This is a genomic window from Pseudomonas vancouverensis (assembly GCF_004348895.1).
Lineage (GTDB): Bacteria > Pseudomonadota > Gammaproteobacteria > Pseudomonadales > Pseudomonadaceae > Aquipseudomonas > Aquipseudomonas vancouverensis.
Genome location: NZ_RRZK01000011.1, coordinates 75,920 through 93,143 on the forward strand (window position 1 = coordinate 75,920; position 17,224 = coordinate 93,143).

Annotated in this window: 16 protein-coding genes; 11 read left to right on the forward strand and 5 right to left on the reverse strand. The window is 63.5% G+C overall.

The features are described 5' to 3' along the window. The first annotated feature begins 33 nt into the window (after window positions 1–33). From EIY72_RS11870 to EIY72_RS11890, 5 genes are all read left to right on the forward strand, one after another. Window positions 34–1,149, forward strand: a complete 1,116-nt coding sequence (locus EIY72_RS11870; RefSeq protein WP_093222910.1) for an ABC transporter substrate-binding protein — start codon at window positions 34–36, stop codon at window positions 1,147–1,149. 1 nt (window position 1,150) lies between these two features. Beyond that, the gene (locus tag EIY72_RS11875; RefSeq protein WP_093222907.1) at window positions 1,151–1,999 is read left to right on the forward strand and encodes an ABC transporter permease; all 849 of its coding nucleotides are present in this window, start codon (window positions 1,151–1,153) and stop codon (window positions 1,997–1,999) included. Continuing rightward, on the forward strand, window positions 1,996–2,850 hold the full coding sequence (locus EIY72_RS11880) for an ABC transporter permease (RefSeq protein WP_197678839.1): 855 nt from the start codon (window positions 1,996–1,998) through the stop codon (window positions 2,848–2,850). The genes EIY72_RS11875 and EIY72_RS11880 overlap by 4 nt, the downstream gene beginning before the upstream one ends. A gap of 64 nt (window positions 2,851–2,914) precedes the next feature. Continuing rightward, window positions 2,915–4,066 (forward strand): M24 family metallopeptidase, encoded by a 1,152-nt coding sequence (locus tag EIY72_RS11885; protein ID WP_093222904.1) that lies wholly within the window; start codon window positions 2,915–2,917, stop codon window positions 4,064–4,066. 10 nt (window positions 4,067–4,076) lie between these two features. Further along, window positions 4,077–5,180 (forward strand): arginase family protein, encoded by a 1,104-nt coding sequence (locus tag EIY72_RS11890; RefSeq protein WP_231985574.1) that lies wholly within the window; start codon window positions 4,077–4,079, stop codon window positions 5,178–5,180. 46 nt (window positions 5,181–5,226) lie between these two features. Here EIY72_RS11890 and EIY72_RS11895 read toward each other — a convergent pair whose 3' ends face one another. From EIY72_RS11895 to EIY72_RS11905, 3 genes are all read right to left on the reverse strand, one after another. Then, the gene (locus tag EIY72_RS11895; protein ID WP_371315416.1) at window positions 5,227–5,520 is read right to left on the reverse strand and encodes a hypothetical protein; all 294 of its coding nucleotides are present in this window, start codon (window positions 5,518–5,520) and stop codon (window positions 5,227–5,229) included. Between the two features lie 87 nt (window positions 5,521–5,607). Next, the gene (locus tag EIY72_RS11900; RefSeq protein ID WP_371315417.1) at window positions 5,608–6,468 is read right to left on the reverse strand and encodes an AraC family transcriptional regulator; all 861 of its coding nucleotides are present in this window, start codon (window positions 6,466–6,468) and stop codon (window positions 5,608–5,610) included. A gap of 124 nt (window positions 6,469–6,592) precedes the next feature. Beyond that, complete coding sequence (locus EIY72_RS11905) at window positions 6,593–7,477, reverse strand: NAD(P)/FAD-dependent oxidoreductase (protein WP_093222899.1); 885 nt, start codon at window positions 7,475–7,477, stop codon at window positions 6,593–6,595. Window positions 7,478–7,613: 136 nt separating this feature from the next. Here EIY72_RS11905 and EIY72_RS11910 point away from each other — a divergent pair, with 136 nt between their 5' ends. The 6 genes from EIY72_RS11910 to EIY72_RS11935 all read left to right on the forward strand — a co-directional run bounded on the left by EIY72_RS11910 (window position 7,614) and on the right by EIY72_RS11935 (window position 14,570). Next, window positions 7,614–8,042: an Rrf2 family transcriptional regulator gene (locus EIY72_RS11910; protein WP_093222896.1), complete on the forward strand. Its 429-nt coding sequence runs from the start codon at window positions 7,614–7,616 to the stop codon at window positions 8,040–8,042. Between the two features lie 86 nt (window positions 8,043–8,128). Then, complete coding sequence (locus EIY72_RS11915; RefSeq protein WP_093222893.1) at window positions 8,129–8,470, forward strand: hypothetical protein; 342 nt, start codon at window positions 8,129–8,131, stop codon at window positions 8,468–8,470. A gap of 100 nt (window positions 8,471–8,570) precedes the next feature. Beyond that, window positions 8,571–9,827 carry a TolC family protein gene (locus EIY72_RS11920; protein ID WP_093222890.1) on the forward strand — a complete coding sequence of 419 codons (1,257 nt, stop codon included), beginning with the start codon at window positions 8,571–8,573 and terminating at the stop codon, window positions 9,825–9,827. Continuing rightward, window positions 9,824–11,068, forward strand: coding sequence for an efflux RND transporter periplasmic adaptor subunit (locus tag EIY72_RS11925; protein WP_093222887.1), 1,245 nt, complete (start codon window positions 9,824–9,826; stop codon window positions 11,066–11,068). Before EIY72_RS11920 ends, EIY72_RS11925 begins: the two co-directional genes overlap by 4 nt. After that, window positions 11,065–14,223 (forward strand): efflux RND transporter permease subunit, encoded by a 3,159-nt coding sequence (locus tag EIY72_RS11930; protein ID WP_093222884.1) that lies wholly within the window; start codon window positions 11,065–11,067, stop codon window positions 14,221–14,223. The genes EIY72_RS11925 and EIY72_RS11930 overlap by 4 nt, the downstream gene beginning before the upstream one ends. Then, window positions 14,220–14,570, forward strand: a complete 351-nt coding sequence (locus EIY72_RS11935; RefSeq protein WP_093222881.1) for a copper-binding protein — start codon at window positions 14,220–14,222, stop codon at window positions 14,568–14,570. The genes EIY72_RS11930 and EIY72_RS11935 overlap by 4 nt, the downstream gene beginning before the upstream one ends. 54 nt (window positions 14,571–14,624) lie before the next feature. On the opposite strand, the gene EIY72_RS11940 is transcribed toward EIY72_RS11935, so the two are convergent. Both EIY72_RS11940 and EIY72_RS11945 read right to left on the reverse strand, forming a co-directional pair. Next, window positions 14,625–15,491 carry a DUF2950 domain-containing protein gene (locus tag EIY72_RS11940; protein ID WP_093230597.1) on the reverse strand — a complete coding sequence of 289 codons (867 nt, stop codon included), beginning with the start codon at window positions 15,489–15,491 and terminating at the stop codon, window positions 14,625–14,627. Between the two features lie 71 nt (window positions 15,492–15,562). Next, window positions 15,563–17,134 carry a DUF3300 domain-containing protein gene (locus EIY72_RS11945; RefSeq protein WP_093222878.1) on the reverse strand — a complete coding sequence of 524 codons (1,572 nt, stop codon included), beginning with the start codon at window positions 17,132–17,134 and terminating at the stop codon, window positions 15,563–15,565. Window positions 17,135–17,224: the final 90 nt, after the last annotated feature.

Here is a 17,224-nt window from a genome sequence, read left to right on the forward strand (position 1 = left end):
ACCTGCCCACCACCTTTGCATGGGATACCGAGGATGAAAGACACACAACGCTTTATCGATGACACCCTGGACATCGCCCGCGAACGCCTGGAAACCGGTTCGATCAGTCGGCGCAGTTTCAACCAGGCCCTGATGGTCATGGCGGCAATGGCCGGCATGGGACCCATGCGCAGTGCATTTGCCGCCGGTGGTTCGCTGGTGGTGTCCAACTGGGGCGGCGATGCGGTCCCGGCGTTCGAAAAGAGTTACCTGGACTTCGCCGCAGCCAGTGGCCTGAAATTGCAGGTCGATGGTGGCGGCCCTACCGAGGGTGCGGTCAAGACCCAGGTCAACAGCGGTGCGGTGCGTTGGGACGTGTGCGACGGCGAGATGTATTCCTCCTATCGCTTGGGCAAGGAGGGCGTACTGACCCCCATCGACTACTCGGTGGTCGACCGCTCGTTGATCGGTTACGGCGACATTCACGAGTTCGGCCTGGCCAACTACACCTACAGCTATGTGATCGGCTACGACGCCAAGCGCTTCGGGGCCAATCCGCCAAAAAGCTGGGCGGATTTCTGGGACGTGAAGAAATACCCGGGCAAGCGCACGCTGTACAAATGGATGAGTGCCAACCTCGAATGCGCCTTGCTCGCGGACGGCGTGGCCCCGGACCAGCTTTACCCGCTGGACGTCGACCGCGCTTTGCGCAAGATCGAGGAGCTGATGCCCCACGTGGTCACCCACTGGGCCACCGGTGCCGAATCCCAGCAACTGCTGCGTGACGGCGAAGCGAGCATGGGGCAGATGTGGCACACCCGCGCCGAGTTGGTCAAACACGACACCGGCGGTGCGGTCGACTGGACCTTCGACAACGCCATCGTTGCGCCTTCGGTGTGGATGGTGCCGAAGAACAATCCCGCCGGCGCTGCCAACGCCATGAAGTTCATCGCCTACGCCTTGCGCCCGGAAGTCCAGGCCAGGTTGATGGAGGTCTACAACATGGGACCGGTGGACTCGAAGGTGAACGAGCTGCTCTCGCCCGAGCTGCAACGCATCAACCCCACGGCGCCGCAGAACCTGAGCAAACAGGTGTCGATGAACAACCTGTGGTACGCCGATCATTACGGCGAGACGCTCGAACGTTATCTGGCACTGATCGGGGGTTGATATGCGAATCAGCGCCCAAGGCACGTTGCGTATCTACGCGCTGCTGATCCTTCCGTTGCCGGTGATCATCCTGCTCGGTTACCTGCTGCCGACGCTCGGTGTGCTGGGCTGGAGTCTCAGCCTGCCGCAACCCGGCGTGCAGCATTACGCGACCATCGTCGACAGCGTGACCATCCACACGGTGATCTGGCGGACCCTGCGCATCTGTTTGCTGACCACCCTGATCAGCGTGGCGATCGCCTACCTGATTGCCTACCGCTGGCGCTTCGCCTCGGGGCGCGGGCGGCAGTTTATCGAGTTGTTCGTGCTGTTGCCGTTCTGGCTGTCGATGCTGATTCGGGCGTTCGCCTGGTTGGTGCTGTTGCGCAACGACGGCTTGATCAACCACAGCCTGCTGACCCTGGGCCTGGTCAATGAACCGCTGGCGCTGGTACGCAATGAAACCGGGGCGCTGATTGGCATGGTCCACTTCATGGTGCCCTACGCGGTGCTGCCGCTGCTGTCGTCCATGCGCCAGATCGACGACGGTCTGCTGCGGGCGGCGAGCAGCCTCGGGGCAGGGCGCTGGGCCACGCTCAAGGATGTGTTTTTCCCGCTGACGCTGCCCGGTGTCGCGGCGGCCTCGGCCACGGTGTTCGTGTTCAGTCTCGGTTGCTTCGTCACCCCGGCACTGCTGGGCGGTGGCAAGGCGGCGATGCTGGCGGAGAGCATCTACATCCAGATGTTCCAGTTGTCCAACTGGGGGCTGGGTGCGGCGCTGAGCATTGTCCTGATGTTGATGGTCGCGGTTTGCGCGCTGGTGTTCGGCAAACTGCTCGGCTTCGCACGTTTGACCGGGAGAACCGCATGAACACGGTGCCTGCTGTGAGTCGACCGGCCGCAAGGCCGCAAACCCTGACACGATTCAAACCGCGCATGGACCTGGCCAAAGCGCTGTCCTGCACCGGCCTGCTGATGGCCGCGCTGTTCTTGCTGCTGCCGATCCTGGTGATCGTGCCGCTGTCGTTCGGCGACCAGCGCTACCTGGCCTTTCCGGACGGCGCCTGGTCGCTGCGGCATTATCTTGAGTTACTCAGTGGCGCCTGGCTGAGTTCGATCCTGCAAAGCCTCGGCCTGGCGCTGGCGGTGGGTGTGATCAGTACTGCCCTGGCGTTCATGTTTGCCACCGGGATCTGGCTGGAGCCGCGCTATCGCATCGCACTGACGGCGGTGGTGATGCTGCCGATGATCGTGCCGCAGGTGGTCTCGGCCATGTCGATCTACTACCTGGGCGCCAAAGTGAAGCAACTCGACACCCTGCTGGGCGTCGGTTTCGGTCACCTGATGATGGCGCTGCCGTACTCGCTGATCGCCATGCTGGTGGCTTACAGCCGACTCGACACCAGCCTGTACAAGGCTTCGCGTTCCCTGGGTGCGGGGTTGTGGATGACCATCCGCCAGGTACTGATGCCAAACGTGCGGATGGGCCTGGCCGGCAGTTTCTTCATGGCCTTCATCCTGTCCTGGGAAGAGGTGGTGGTGACCCTGTTCACCAGCGGCCTCAACGTCATCACCCTGCCCAAACGCATCTGGGACGGGCTGCGCTACAACCTCGACCCGGCCATAGCCGCGGTCTCCACCCTGATGATTTTCATCACCCTGATCGTACTGCTGGTGCGTCTGTACCGGCACGACAGGAACGCTGACTCGCCGGGTCGCTAGCCGACCCGTTCACCCCTGTTATTCACCTGTACCCGTGCACCTTTTCCCTAAGGAGGGATACCCCATGATGACTGCATTTCCCCTGCGCACTTACCGTCAACGCATCGAGGCGGTCAAACGCCGCATGAGCGAACGTGGCCTCGACGCCATGGTGATCAACTACCCGGACAACATCAACTACCTGACCGGCTTCGACAGCCTCGGTTTCCTCTGGTATCAGGCGCTGATCATCTCGCCGAAACTGGCCAACCCGATCTTCCTCACCCGCACCAGCGAAGAGCCCTGCACCTATGAGCTGTCGAGCCTGGAGGAAGGGATTTTCTACGACATTGCCAAGCAGGACCCGCTGCGCATCGTTGCCGATTCGCTGGAAGGCCTGGGGCTGAGCCAGGGGCGTATCGGCCTGGAGATGCAGGCCTCGACCTTCAGCGCCTTGCAGTACACGACGCTGCTTCGGCACATGCCAAACGCGCATTTCGAAGACGCTTCGGTGGTGGTTGCCGAAGAACGCCTGATCAAGACCGCGGAAGAAATCGAGTACCAGCGCAGCGCCGCACGCATGGCCGACTATGGCATGCGTGCCGCCTTCGAGGCGCTACGCCCGGGCATGTCCGAGGTGCAGATTTCCGGGATCGTTGCCCAGGCACTGGGCGAGGCAGGCAGCGAGTACTCGGCGATCAGCCCGATGTGCGCGACCGGACGGCGCAGCACCATGACCCACGCGATGCCGCACCGCATCACCATCAGCCCGGGCGATGTGGTGATTCTGGAGCACGCCGGGGTGTGCAACCGCTACCACGCGATCCTCATGCGCACGGCCGTGATCGGCAAGCCCACGGCACGGGTGCGTGAGGTCTCGACCCTGCTGACTGAAGCCTTCAACGCCGCCATCGAGGTGGCGACACCGGGCACACCGGTGGGCGAGGCCAACCGGGTGTGCAACAAGATCCTCGATCGCATCGACCTGTCGCGCACCCGCGTGCACCGCATCGGCTACAGCCTGGGCCTGGCTTATCCGCCGACCTGGCTGGAAGCGATGATGGTCGATGAGGCCGACGACCATGTGTTCCAGCCGAACATGTCGTTCTCGATCGAGCCGAACCTGTCCCTGTACAGCGAGGGTTTTGGTCTCAAGCTGGGTGACACGGTGTTGTGTGGCAAGGACGGCTCGCGCAGTCTGTCGGAGCTGCCACCCGAGCTGACCATCATCGATTGAGGATCGCTACATGTCGGAATTGATCGACGTTTTCTGGCACGACGATGTGCTGCGCCACGACACCGGCTACGGGGTGTTCGAGGCGCCGCCCAGCGACTTGCTCGAGCAACAGACGCAACACCCGGAAAGCAGCCCGCGCCTGGTCAACATGCGTGCGATCCTGCACAACGGTCCGGTGGCCGGGCACCTGCGCTGGCACAGCGGCCGGCATGCCCGGCGCGAAGAATTGCTGCGCTTTCATACCGCGTCATACCTGCAAGCCATCGAAGCGGCGGATCAGGACGGCAAGCGCTTCAGCAGTACCACGTTGCTCAATCCCGGTGGCCTGGCCGGGTTGCTCGCCGCGGCTGGTACCAGCATTGCCGCGCTGGAGCAGACCCTGCGCGAGCGCCGTCCGGCCATGGCGTTGGTGCGCCCGCCGGGGCACCATGCGGCCCCGGACACGGTCGACGGTTATTGTTTTTTCAATAACGTCGGCGTGGCGGCGCGGGTCGCCCAGGCCGCTGGCATCGAGCGGGTCGCCATCGTCGATTGGGACGTGCATCACGGCAACGGCACGCAGGAGGGCTTCTACGATGACCCGTCGGTGCTGACCGTGTCGCTGCACATGGACCATGGTGCCTGGGGTCCAAGCCATCGGCAGACCGGGCATGTCGACGAACGGGGTAGAGGCGCAGGGCTGGGCAGCAACCTCAACATCCCGTTGCCGATGGGCTCCGGGGACCGGGCGTACGCGCTGGCGTTCGAGCGCTTTGTGCTGCCGGCGCTGACAAAGTTTGCGCCGCAGCTGTTGATCATCGCCAATGGCCTGGACGCCTCTCAGTTCGACCCCAATGGCCGGCAACTGCTGACCATGGCCGGCTTCAACCACCTGGCACAACAGGCTCGGCGCTTCGCCGACGCCCAGTGTGGCGGGCGTCTGCTGATCGTTCAGGAGGGTGGCTACAACCCGGCCTACAGCGCGTTTTGCCTGCACGCGGCGACCGAGGGTTTTCTCGGTCAGGCATCAACCCTGGCCGATCCGCTGGCGTACATGCCGTTGTTCGAAGCGCGCAGCGAGCAGGATGTGGCGGCACTGGGCGTGGCGTTGAATGAGGTCGGCTGGGGGTTTTGACGGCAGGCCAGCCAGCGGTTGCGCTGACTGGCCTGAACCTTTGTTTTCAAGGCGTCGACTTGTGTTTGGTTTTGCTGTGTTTTTTGCTGCCGTTCGTGGTGGTGCTCTTGGAGTCGGCATCTTTCACGTTGGCGCCGGATTCGGCGCCGGAATTCGAGCCGGACGCTTCCTCACCCTTTTTGCTGGCCTTGTCCTTGTTCGATTCCGCTTGATTGATGCCGGGGAGGGCGGCCGGTGGTACCGCCGAATCCGCCATCAATCGTTCACCTGCACGCACGAAGGGTGAGCCTGCTGTCAGAAGTCCGGCCAGCAACAGCGCCGTTGTTTGCCTGATCATCATGGGAGTCTTCCACACCGGGGATGTACTGCGTTAGAAGGCCCGACAAGCACAAAGGTGCGACAGGCCGGACGAGCGGCAGTGTCGCGGCTACTGCAAAGGCACGTAGACGTCCGTTTGCCATTGCTCCTGGGGCGTTTCGGGATACACGCTCAGGTATTCGAAGAACAGCGGATGGTCGCGCAACTCTTCACCGCTGGCTGGCAGCCAGTCGCGGTAGATGGGGTAGATGGTTTCGCCGATGTGATCCGGCGAGCCCACATGCCGCACCACGACACAACGCCCGGCCGGGATGACGATTTCCCGCACGCCGAATGCATTCGGCAACACCGCTTCGTGGATCTCGCCGCACACATCGAAGCGAAATTCGGCGGGCGCTGTCGTGTCGGGGTTGCCGTAGGGAATGCCGAAGGTGCGGCTGGTGGCCACCGGCGACTGCCCGCTGAGTTGGCGCCACTGGATGAACCGGCTCACGCTCTGGTTGACCAGGGCGGGTGCGCCATGGTGTTCAAGCGCTGCGAGCCGAACCTGGGGGAATTCGACGATACGTACCTGCATGATGATGCTCCTGGAAAAATGAGGAATGCTGAACACCGTATTCCAGACCTGCCAGTCCGGCTGCCGGGCGAAGGCGCTCGGGGTCATGCCGAAATTTCGCCGGAACGCCCTGGAGAAAGCCTCGGGACTTTCGAAGCCCGCATCCAGTGCCGCGTCCAGCACTGGATAATCCGCCTTGGACGCCAGCCGATGCGCCGCCCGCCGCAAGCGCATCAGTTGCACGTAACGCGACACCGGCACGCCGACGAAGCCGCTGAACTGGCGATGGAAATGAAACGCCGAGAAGTTCGCCACTGCACTCAGGGTCTTTACCGACAGGTCACCTTCGAGGTGGGCATCGATGTAGGCCAGTACCGCGTTGAAGCGTTCGGTGTAGGCGGCGTTGGCCGGCAAGTCAGTCACGGGGCACAGGCTCCTGGAAATACGGTAGGCACAGCATCGGTGATCGCAGGATAATCGCGCCTAGCCGCATTTGCTCAAGGTGCGTCTTGAGGACGGTCACGTTCGCGACGGGGGATCAGCGAAAGATCAGCGAATGATGAGCCGCGCCTCCGGTGCGTGCACCGTCTCCCACCGCGATAGCCACATTACCGGCCGCCACGGCCGCGTCGCCACAGGCAAAGACGCCGCGCACGCTGGTTTCCCGCAGGGCATCGACCTTGATGAAATCCCCCATCGGCCCGGGCTCGAATTCACAGCCCAACTGTGCAGGCAGAGGGCTGGCCATGCGTGTGCGTGGCTGGGTGAACAGGCCCGCCAGTGCAATCACCCGTCCGCTGGCCAGGGTCACATCGGCCTGACCGTCAATCGCCACCACGGGCTCGCGCTCCAGCGTCACACCCCGACGTTGCAGGTTCGCCAGCTGTTCAGCGTCCGGCTCGAATACACCATTGAGAAAGAAAGTGGTGGGCCCCCAGTCGGGCAGCATCAACGCGTGGTGGATGGCAATCGGCGCTGCCGCGAGGACGCCAATGGGTCCACCGTTCAGTTCATAACCGTGGCAATACGGGCAATGGAATACGCGCTCGCCCCAGCGTTGGTGAAGGCCGGGAATGTCGGGGAGTTCATCCACTACGCCTGTGGCCAGAATCAGGCGCAGCCCGGTGAATCGCTGGCCATCGGCGGTCGCCAGCGAGAACCCTTCACCCTGTTGGGCGGCTTCAACGGCGCTCTGGTCAAGCCAATGCACGGTCGGGTAGGCCAGCAGTTGCGCCTTCGCCTCCTCGGCGATCTGCCCCGGATTTTGCCCGTCCTGCCCCAGAAAACCATGGGAATGACGGGCGAAACGATTGCGCCGCTGCCCGGCGTCGATGACCAGCACCTTGCGGCGCGCACGCGCCAATTGCAGGCCGGCGGAGATGCCGGCGTAGCTGCCGCCAACAATGATCACGTCATACAGCATGGCTCACCTCACGAGTGTCGAGAAAATGAAAGTCTCGATACACCGTAAGTTACGTGATTGAATGCTGTCAACACTCTCGTAACTTATGCTGTTTCGAGCGATACTCAGCACACCTTCGCCCACGAAAGCCTCGTCCATGAGAAACGACACCCGCCTGTCACGCATGCTGCATGTGCTGATCCACATGGCTCGCCACGAACAACCGGCGACCTCCGACACCATCGCGCAGATGCTCGGCACCAACCCGGTGGTGGTGCGGCGCACCATGGCGCTGCTCAAGGAACAGGGTTACGTACGTTCGGAGAAGGGCCATCGCGGTGGCTGGACCCTGGCCAAGCCGCTGGCGCAGATGACCTTGCTGGACATCCATCAGGCGCTGGGTTCGTCTTCGATCTTCGCCATTGGCTTGTCCACCGACCACCCTGAATGCCTGGTCGAGCAAGCGGTGAACGCGGCACTGACCGAAGCCTTCGATGCCGCCCAGGCCTTGTTGATCGAACGGCTGGGCAGCGTGACGCTTGAGCAGTTGGCTGAGGATTTCGAACAGCGGTTTCAGCGTGTTTGAAGCAATAATGCTGGCTTAATGCAAATCCGTTGATATCACCCGCCAACGATTGTTGGCTTTATCGACCACGGCTACACTCCAACCCCATGAAACGTTACCTGCGGTTTTGTCTCATCCTGCTGATCAGCCTGGCGCTTCCCCTGAGCGGGATGGCGGGCGTGCAGGCGCCGACAGAGCCTTGCCCGATGAAGACCATGGGCATGGCGATGATGGATGATATGGGGATGGACTGCTGCAACGACATGAAAGCCCCTGTCGAACACGGCAAACCCTGCAAGCCTGGGCAGGAGTGCAAGACCGGTGGGCTGCTGCAAGTGTCGATTGCCAAGCCGCCGGTGACCCTGTTCAGCCCCGTCGAACAGTCCTTTTTCAGCGATTCCCTGCCTGTGCAAACCCCGTCCGGGGTCTGGCGACCGCCGCGCGTTTGATTCCTGTCTCCCCCTGAGCCTCATTCCGTTTTTAACGGGATGGCCTTGCTGTGCGCAGGTGTTTTGACGCGCGCAGTGGATCACCACAGGAATCATGAACATGAACACCAAGTGCTTTTGCACAGGCTGGCCACTCGTGGTCGGCCTGGCGGCAAGCGTACTGGCGTCGCCGAGCTTCGCTGTCGCGTTGACACTCGATGAAGCGCTGCGCCTGGCCGAACACAATGCGCCGTCGCTGGCCGCCCAGGACGCCAGCATTCAGGCCGCCAGCAGTGCGGCCATCCCCGCCGGAGAACTGCCCGACCCCAAGCTGGTGCTGGGGGTGCAGAACTACCCCATCGGCGGGCCGGACCGCTGGAGTCTCAATCAGGATTTCATGACCATGCAAATGGTCGGGGTCCGCCAGGACATGCCCAACAGTGCCAAGCGCAAGGCGCGGGTCGAAGTCGCCGATGCCGCGGTTGAACGCGCCGCCGCCGAGCGCCGGGTCGAGCGTTTGAACGTACGTCAGGCCACGGCTTTGGCCTGGATCAGCCGCTACTCGGTCGAACGCAAGGATGCGTTGTTCCAGGACCTCTACAAAGAAAATCGCCTGCTTGCCGACACGGTCAAGGCGCAGATTGCCGGTGGCCGGGGGCAACCTGCCGATGCCGTGACACCGAAGCAGGAGGCCGCTCAACTGGCAGAGCAACAGGATGAGCTGACACGCCAGCGCGCCCAGGCGCAAGCGGCGCTCAAGCGCTGGATCGGCCCGGCGGCTTATGAGAAGCCCGAAGGTCGCCTGCCGGAATGGCCCATCGATACATCACACCTGTCCCACTCCCTCCAACAGCATCCCGAGCTGGCTGCCTATGCGCCCATGACCCGCGAGGCGCAGGCCAGGGTTCGCGAAGCCGAGGCGGACAAACAATCGGACTGGAGCTGGGAGCTCGATTACCAGCATCGCGATCGTCAGTTCGGCGACATGGTCAGCGTGCAGCTGTCATGGGACCTGCCGCTGTTTCCCGGCAGCCGGCAGAACCCGAAAATTGCCGCCCGCCAGGCCCAGCTCAGCCAGCTCGAAGCCGAGCGTGAAGCTTTGTCCCGCGAGCACACCGAGCAGCTGGAAAGTGAGCTGGCCGACTATGCGCGCCTTGATCGCGCCGTGCAGCGCAATCAGGAAAACCTGGTGCCGCTGGCCCGGGAAAAGGTCGAGCTGAGCATGGCCAGTTACCGTGCCGGCAAGGGTGATTTGAACGCGGTGGTGGCTGCCCGACGCGAGCTGATCGAGGCCCGACTGAAACAGATCGACGTGGAGGAGCAGCGAGCGCTGACCCGTGCGCGACTCTACTTTGCCTACGGGGAGGCCGGCCAATGAAGCGCACATGGAACGCAGGATGGTTGGCCGCTTGCTCGATCGCCCTCGGGGTTGCCGGTGGTTACGGGCTGGCCCGCTTGCCGGCGAACGCTGCGCCTGATGCCGCCCCGGCACAGGGCGCCGCGCCGTCGAACGAACGCAAGGCGTTGTACTGGTACGACCCCATGTACCCGCAGCAACATTTCGATCAGCCGGGGCGGTCGCCGTTCATGGACATGCAACTGGTCCCGCGCTACGCCAGCGAAACGGAAAGCGGTGCGACGGTCAGCATCGATGCGCAATCGACGCAGAATCTCGGCTTGCGGGTGGCCAAGGTCAGCCGCGGACGGCTTGAAACCAGCCTGGATGTCAGCGGCATCCTGGCTTTCAACGAACGGGATGTCGCGGTGATCCAGGCGCGCACCGCCGGTTTCGTCGAGCGGGTCTATGCCCGTACCCCCGGCGATGTACTCAAGGCTGACGCGGCGCTGGCGGATATCCTGGTGCCTGAATGGGCCGCTGCCCAGACCGAGTTTCTCGCCCTGCGGCGCAACGGCGATGCCGGGTTGCTGACGGCCGCCCGTGAACGATTGAAGCTTGCCGGCATGCCGGCGGCGCTGATTGCCCAGGTGGAACGCAGCGGCAAGGTCCAGCCTTACCTGACGCTGACCAGCCCCATCGGCGGTGTGCTGCAGGAGCTGAGCGTTCGCGCGGGCATGACCGTGGCCGCCGGCGAGACGCTGGCCCGGGTCAATGGTCTGGACAGCGTCTGGCTGTCGGTGGCGGTGCCCCAGGCGCAAGCGGCAGCAATCAGCCTCGGACAAGCGGTCGACGCGCAATTAGCGGCTTATCCGGGGGAGCTGTTCAGCGGCAAGGTCAGCGCTATCCTGCCGGACACCAACCCTGACAGTCGCACTTTGCGCGTGCGGGTGGAGTTGCCTGATCCGCAGGGCCGGCTGCGCCCCGGTCTGACGGCGCAAGTGCGCTTGAACCATGCAACCGCGCAGCCGGTGCTGTGGGTGCCGAGCGAGGCGGTCATTCGTACCGGCCGGCGTTCGCTGGTGATGCTGGCTGAGGACGCCGGTCGCTATCGCCCGGTGGACGTACGGCCCGGACAGGAAAGTGACGGCCAGACCGAGATCGTCAACGGCCTGGAGGAAGGCCAGACGGTGGTGACCTCCGGCCAGTTCCTGCTCGACTCGGAGGCCAGCCTCAAGGGCATCGCGAGCGAGCCTCTGGACAAGACCGGGGTGCAGCCATGATCGCCGCTCTGATTCGCTGGTCCGTGGCCAATCGCTTGCTGGTGTTGCTGGCCGCGCTGGGCATCTCGGCCTGGGGCGTCTGGTCGGTGCAGAGCACGGCCATTGATGCCTTGCCCGACCTGTCCGACGTGCAAGTCATCATCCGCACGCCGTTTGCCGGGCAAGCGCCGCAGATTGTCGAGAACCAGGTGACCTATCCGCTGGCCACCACCATGCTCTCGGTGCCGGGGGCCAAGACCGTGCGCGGTTATTCGTTCTTTGGCGACAGCTTTGTCTACGTGCTGTTCGAGGACGGCACCGACCTGTACTGGGCGCGCTCGCGGGTGCTGGAATACCTCAGTCAGGTGCAAAGCCGCTTGCCGGCCAATGCCAAACCGGCGCTGGGTCCGGACGCGACCGGGGTGGGCTGGATCTATCAGTACGCACTGGTGGACCGCAGTGGCGGCCACGACCTGGCGCAGTTGCGCGCCCTGCAGGACTGGTTCCTCAAGTTTGAGCTCAAGACCCTGCCGAACGTAGCCGAAGTGGCCACGGTGGGCGGCATGGTCAAGCAGTATCAGGTGCAGCTCGATCCGCTGAAACTGGCCAGCTTCGGGGTCACCCAGGGCGAAGTCGCCGCCGCCATCGGCAAGGCCAATCAGGAAACCGGCGGTGCTGTGCTGGAGATGGCGGAAGCCGAGTTCATGGTGCGTGCCTCCGGCTACCTGAAGACCCTCGATGACTTTCGCGCCATCCCGCTCAAGCTCGGTATTGGCGGTGCGCCGGTGACGTTGGGCGATGTCGCGACGATCCAGCTGGGGCCGGAGATGCGCCGTGGCATCAGTGAACTGGACGGCGAGGGCGAGGCCGTCGGCGGTGTGGTGATCCTGCGCAGCGGCAAGAACGCCCGGGAGACGATTGCAGCGGTCAAGGCCCGACTCGACGAGCTGAAAAAGAGCCTGCCGGCAGGGGTGGAGATCGTCACCACCTACGATCGCAGCAAGCTGATCGACCGTGCCGTGGCCAACCTCAGCCACAAGCTGCTGGAAGAGTTCTTCGTCGTCGCCCTGGTGTGCGGGATTTTTCTCTGGCATCTGCGTTCATCCCTGGTGGCGATCATTTCCCTGCCGGTGGGGGTGTTGATGGCGTTCATCGTGATGCGCTATCAGGGCATCAACGCCAACATCATGTCCCTGGGCGGTATCGCCATCGCCATCGGCGCCATGGTCGATGCCGCCGTGGTCATGATCGAAAATGCGCACAAGAAGATCGAGGCCTGGCACGGGGCCCATCCGGGGCAGGTACTCAAAGGACCACAGCACTGGCAGGTGATGACCGATGCCGCGACCGAGGTAGGCCCGGCACTGTTTTTCTGCCTGTTGATCATCACTTTGTCGTTCATTCCGGTGTTCACCCTGGAGGCTCAGGAAGGGCGCCTGTTCGGTCCGCTGGCGTTCACCAAGACTTACGCCATGGCTGCGGCGGCGGGGTTGTCGGTGACCCTGGTGCCGGTGCTGATGGGCTACTGGATTCGCGGACGCATCCCCGACGAGCAGCGCAACCCATTGAACCGTGGCTTGATCCGGGTCTATCAACCGGCGCTGGACGCGGTGCTGCGCTGGCCCCGGGTCACCTTGCTGGTGGCGTTGCTGGTGTTTGTCAGCGCGCTGTGGCCGATGTCGCGGCTAGGCGGTGAGTTTCTGCCACCGCTGGACGAGGGCGATCTGCTCTACATGCCCTCGGCGTTGCCGGGGTTGTCGGCACAGAAAGCCGCGCAATTGCTGCAACAGACTGATCGCCTGATCAAGACCGTGCCTGAAGTCGAGCACGTCTTCGGCAAGGCCGGTCGGGCCGAAACCGCGACCGACCCGGCACCGCTGGAGATGTTCGAAACCACGATCCAGTTCAAACCCCATGAGCAATGGCGTCCGGGCATGACCCCGGAAAAGCTGGTGGCGGAGCTTGACCGTGTGGTGCGCGTGCCGGGCCTGACCAACATCTGGATTCCGCCGATTCGCAACCGCATCGACATGCTCGCAACCGGCATCAAGAGCCCCATCGGGGTGAAGGTGGCAGGTTCCGACCTTGCGCAAATCGATGCCGTGACCCAGGCCATCGAGCGGGCGGCGAAGGCGGTGCCAGGTGTCAGTTCGGCGCTGGCCGAGCGACTCACCGGCGGCCGCTATATCGACGTCGACATCGACCGCACAGCCGCCGCGCGTTATGGCCTGAACATCGCCGATGTGCAGGCCATCGTCAGTGGCGCCATCGGTGGCGAGAATGTCGGCGAGACGGTGGAAGGGCTGGCGCGTTTTCCGATCAACCTGCGTTATCCACGGGAGTGGCGTGACTCACCGGAGGCGCTGAAACAACTGCCGATCTACACCGCGACGGGCAGCCAGATCACCCTCGGCACCGTGGCGAACATCCGCGTCAGCGACGGCCCGCCGATGCTCAAGAGTGAGAACGCACGGCCCTCGGGCTGGGTGTACATCGATGTGCGTGGCCGCGACATTGCCTCGGTGGTCGCCGACTTGCGTCGGGTGGTGGGCGAACAGGTCAAGCAGCAACCGGGTATGAGCCTGAGCTACTCCGGTCAGTTCGAGTTTCTCGAAAGGGCCAATGCCCGCTTGAAACTGGTGGTGCCAGCGACGTTGCTGATCATCTTCGTGCTGCTCTACCTGACGTTCAGTCGCTTCGATGAAGCCTTGCTGATCATGGCCACCTTGCCCTTTGCCCTCACGGGCGGCGCCTGGTTCATCTACCTGCTGGGCTACAACCTGTCGGTGGCCACCGCCGTCGGCTTCATCGCGCTGGCCGGGGTGTCGGCCGAGTTTGGCGTGATCATGCTGCTGTACCTGAAAAACGCCTGGGCTGAACGCGAAGGCCTTGGCGATCACTCAGAAGATGGACTGCTCGCCGCCATTCGCGAAGGCGCGGTGCAGCGGGTACGCCCCAAGGCCATGACCGTGGCCGTGATCATCGCCGGCCTGCTGCCCATCCTGCTCGGCAGTGGCACCGGCAGCGAAGTGATGAGCCGCATTGCCGCGCCCATGGTCGGCGGCATGCTCACCGCGCCCTTGCTGTCCCTGTTTGTCATTCCGGCGGCCTATCGCTTGATGCGCCGCCGCAACCTCCGTGCTGTAACCCTCACCGAAGAAGGAAAAACCTCATGAAACTGAAGCTTATTGCCGTTACTGGCATGGCCGTTGTGTTCTCCCTCGCTGCGTACGCCGAGGACATGCCCGGCATGAAAATGGACGTCATGGAAGGCATGGACATGCCCCAGGCAGCGAAGCAGACACCGGTCGCCAGCGCCGAAGGCACGATCAAGTCCATCGACCCCGCCGGGCACAAGGTGACACTCGCCCACGGCGCGGTGCCCGCGCTGCAATGGCCGCCGATGACCATGGCGTTTGCCGTGACCGATGAGCAGTTGACTGGGCTGACGGTGGGCGATCACGTGGCGTTCAGCTTCCGCATGGACGGCGGCAAGGCGACGATTGTGTCGATCGGAAAATAGCGCAAGGGGATAGCGAGTCACCGGCGCGCATGGGTGCGCCGGTACTCGTTTCACTTAGGGCTGGGCGTCGGAGGGTGCGGGCTTTTCCTGTGTCTCTTCAGGGGGCAACTCTTTCCAGCTGTCATCCGGATCAAAGCGTTTCATCGCTTCGGCCAGCTTCCCGCCGTTGGGCCCCAGGTCTTTTTCGAACACCTGGCCTTCATGACTGATCATGAAACTCATCACCCCGGTGTCGTCATATTTCGCCGGCCAGGCAATCAGGGCAAAACCGCGGCTCATCTTGTCGCCGATCAGGTAGCTGTAGGCACCACCCGGTGCCGACGGGCCCTGGCCGTCGAGGATACGGAAGTGGTAACCGTGCCAGTCTTCCTCACCGATAGCTTTACCGAACTCCGGTCCCAGCGGGCTGATATCGTCGCTGTCGTCTTCCGCCCAATAGAGCCCATCGTGCTTGCCTGGGGTGCTGAAGATTTTCTGCGCGTACTCGAGTGCGCCGTCACCGTCGCGGTCTTCCGAGGCGTAGTCCATCTGCGCATCGTGATAGGCCAGCACCGATTGCACCGCGGCCAGTTCATTGCGGCCGATGCGGCGAATGCGGATTTCGTTGGCGCCCGCCTTCATATCGAAACGCCAGCCAGCGGTGTCCTTGACCAGGGGGATCGGCAGCGTCCAATGGTCACTGCCGACCGCCAGAATGGCCTTGCGCTCGCCGGATTTATCGATCTGGTGTTGCTCGTGGTACTGCTTGATAAAGGCGTCGACATCCTCGCGCTGTACGCCTTCACGGGGGATGTAGCTGTGCCAGTCATCGCCGAGCAATTCGCTCAGGCGCTTCTGATCGGCATGTTCGGTCCCCAAGGCTGCGACGAAGGCTTCAGCGGCTTTCTCCGGGGTCGGAAAGGCCTCTTGCGCCATCGTCATGCAGGACCACACCACGCCGGCCGCCAGTGCAAAGACCTGAACCAGCGAGCGTTTCACTCCAGGATGGTTGTTCAACGGCGACCCCCCCTCTGACGTGCGGGTGGATTGGAAGGCCGACTGATCTGATGACCGGCGGACCGAGCAGCGGCGGGGCGGTGTGCGGAGGCCTGGCTGGCCCGGCCGCGATTGAGCTGGGCGTTGGCCTGGGACGGTGAACGCGCGCCGGCGAAAGCGTTGTTGCGAGCGCTGCCGGCGGTGCTAGGGCGTTTGACGTTGGCTTGGCGGTTCTGCGCGTGGTTCTCCCGGCGTTGGTTGGCCTGGGCGGTCTGGTTACGCGGTTGGGCGTTCTCCCGACGTTGATTGAGTTGGCCATTCTGGTTGCGCGATTGCAGGTTCTCCCGATTGGGGTGAGCGGTTCCCTGACCCCTGTCCGCCACTTTCGGCCGGTCGTTCCCACCCTGCATGCGGTTGCCGAGGGCATTGCCGCCGTTGCCGGACTGGATCTTGCGCGCCTGATCGCGGGCCTGGAGGTTGCTGGTGGCCGGCCGTTCGAAGCCGTGTTTGTCCATCGAGTTACGGGCTTTTTCACGGGCCTGGGCACGTTGCGCATTGTCCCCGCGATAGGCTTCGCGCTGGCTGGCACCGTTGAGTTGGCGACCGAAATTCTGCCGGCTGACATTGTCGCGGTATGGCACACCATTACGGTGCACCGGGTTGTGCTGCCATTTGTTCTGGTTGTTGGTGATGCGGTTGTTGCCGTTGATGTTGTTGTAGCGGTTGACGTTGATGTCGACATCGTTGTTGTTCCAGTCGCACTCACCCCACAGCGAACCGACGATGGCCACACCGGCACCGAACGCCAGCCCGGCCATCAAGGCCTGACCGGGGTAGTAGGCCGGTGGCGGCGGGTAGTACACAGGCGGCGAAGCCGGGTAGGCCCAGGTGCCATAGGTGGTGGTCGGGTTGTAGGTGGGCACGTACACCACCTGCGGGTCGGCTGGCTGAATGATGATGGTGGAACTGCTGCTGGCCGGCGCCGGGGCGGCGGCAGGCGCCGCTTCGTTGGTCGCGGGAGCCGCCGGTGCGGCCGGTGCCGCGACGCTGTTCTGCACCGTGACGTTCTGGTACTGGTTGCTTTGCAGGTTGCCGGCGGCCTGGGCCTGGCGCCGCAAGCGCTGCGCGCTTTCCATCACATCGTCGGGTTGTGCGAGGAAGGCGTCACCCAGGCGTTGCACCCAGACCGGGTCCTGGCCCAGGGTGGCCAGTACCTGAGGGAAGGCGACCAGCGCCTGTACGCTCGGGTCCCAGGGCTGGCTCGCCACCTGCTTGACCGCGTCATCGCCCTTGGCATTCGGGTTTTTCTTCGACCAGTTGGCGGCCTCGCCGACTTCCCCCGGGTACGTGGCAGCCATCAGCACTTGCGCCAACAGCGGGTCCGGGTAGAGGGCGATGGGGGCCAGCATCTGGTCCAGTTGTTCCTGGTTGAACACCGGGTCCTTGGTCACCGCAGCGGCCGGTGCTGCCTCGCCGGCATTGGCCGCAGCAGGGGCAGGGGCAGGGGCAGGCTCGTCCGCAGCCTGTGCCAGGTACGATCCACTTAAAAACAATAAGGCCGACAGCGCGAAAACAAATGGAATGCGCATTGCACCCCCTATGTGGTCAGGCAGGCTTGGAATGAGTGACGCTGGGCGAGGGAATTCAGCTGACTTTGCAAGCCACAGAGCACAGCTACG